The sequence below is a fragment of the uncultured Porphyromonas sp. genome, assembly GCF_934359325.1.
Lineage (GTDB): Bacteria > Bacteroidota > Bacteroidia > Bacteroidales > Porphyromonadaceae > Porphyromonas_A.
The window spans coordinates 1-1,983 of record NZ_CAKRLH010000255.1 but is presented as its reverse complement, the minus strand read 5'-3'; the positions used below and the strand labels follow the sequence as shown (position 1 = coordinate 1,983).

The 1,983-nt window shown below is 61.5% G+C and carries 1 pseudogene; it reads left to right on the top strand.

Features of this window, described 5'->3' with window-relative positions:
• Positions 1-127: 127 nt before the first annotated feature.
• Positions 128-1,983 (top strand): annotated as a pseudogene (locus Q0F21_RS07520) (excinuclease ABC subunit A); the annotation flags it as partial.

Here is a 1,983-nt window from a genome sequence, read left to right as displayed (position 1 = left end):
AATCGAGGTCGTGTGTAGGTGCTGACGGGGTCGGTAAAAATGGGTACCTTTACCGGCTAAGTAAGACCTCTACGGAGATCCCGGCAAGTGACCGGGAGGCGTGGCTCCTCCCCAGCATGATCCATCTATGTCGAAAAAGACTTTACCAGACCCTCAGACAGACCCCACCGACACCGAAGAGTATATCGTGGCGCATGGTGTCCGGGTCAATAATCTGAAGAATGTCTCCCTCTCGATCCCTCGAGACCACTACACCGTATTCACCGGTCTGAGTGGCTCGGGAAAGAGTTCGCTCGCCTTCGACACCCTCTATGCCGAGGGGCAGAGGCGATACGTTGAGAGCCTGAGCGTCTATGCCCGGCAGTTTGTCGCCAAGATGGCCAAGCCGGAGGTGGACTATATCCTCGGCATCCCGCCTGCCATCGCGATCGAGCAGCGGATCCCCAATAGGACCCCCCGCTCCACCGTCGGCACGTCGTCGGAGATCTACGACTACCTGAGGATGTTCTTCGCCCGGGTGGGGCACACCTTCAGCCCTATAAGTGGGGAGGAGGTGAAGCGTGAGACGACGCAGGATGTGGTCGACTTTATCCAGACTCTCGGCGAGGGCACGCCCTACATGATCTGCGCTCCGCTCCTCATCCCCGGCGACCGGTCGTCGATGGACCACCTCGCCATCCTGAGGGCCAATGGCTACTCGCGAGTGCTGGTCGGGGACGAGGTGCAGCGGATCAATGATCTCGTGGAGGGGAAGGAGGAGCTCCCCCCTGCCCGGCAGCTCGGAGAGATGCTGCTGGTGATTGACCGCCTGCGGGTCGAGAGCGATGGCGATGCTGCCCGGGGTCGGGTAGGGGACTCGGTGGAGACCGCGTTCTTCGAGGGGCATGGCGACTGTAGGATCGTCTGGAAGGGAGGGACGAGAGCCTTCAGTGACCGTTTCGAGGCGGATGGGATCGTCTTCGAGGAGCCGACGGACAAGCTCTTTAGCTTCAATAGCTCCATCGGTGCCTGCCCTACCTGTGAGGGCTTCAGTATGGTGATGGGGATCGATGAGGATCTGGTGGTTCCCGACAAGTCCCTCTCCGTCCGCGAGGAGTGCGTCCAGTGCTGGCACGGACCCAAGATGTCTCGCTGGCAGAAGCGCTTTATGACCCAGGCGGGAGCGCAGGGATTTCCCCTCGACACCCCCTACCATGAGCTGACGAGGGAGGAGAAAAACCTCCTTTGGCATGGGGGCAAGGGGGTTCGGGGGATCGATGACTTCTTCGACTTCCTGCGAGAGAATCAGCACAAAATGCACTTCCGGATCATGCTGGCACGCTATCGGGGTCGGTCGCTTTGTCCCGACTGTCAGGGGCGACGGCTACGGAAGGAGGCGTTTTATGTCAAGGTGGGAGGCAAGGACATCGGCGACTTAGTGGAGATGCCGGTGAGCCAGCTGGCAGACTGGCTGGACGCTCTCGAGCTGCCGGAGGAGGATGTGAAGGTCGGGGCGCGACTACTCGATGAGCTTCGTCGCCGAGTGCGGCTCCTGGTCGACATAGGCCTGGGGTACCTGACCCTCGACCGCGTCTCGGGGACCCTCTCGGGGGGCGAGAGTCAGCGGATCAATCTCGCCACCTCTCTTGGTGGTGGACTGATCGGTGCGCTTTATGTCCTCGATGAGCCCTCGATAGGACTTCATGCGAGGGACAGCCACCTCCTGATAGACATCGTCAGGAGACTCACCGATGCCGGCAATACCGTCGTCGTCGTGGAGCACGATGAGGAGATGATCCGCGCGGCGGATCACCTGGTCGACCTGGGACCGCTGGCGGGACGGCTCGGTGGTGAGATCGTCTACGAGGGGAGCCCGGCGGAGCTGCCGGCACGTAAGAGCAAGAGCCTGACGGTGGAGTACCTGACGGGGCGGATGATGATCCCGTGGCCGGAGGAGCGGCACCCCTTCTCCCACACCATTGACATCAAGGGCGCCTTCCGACA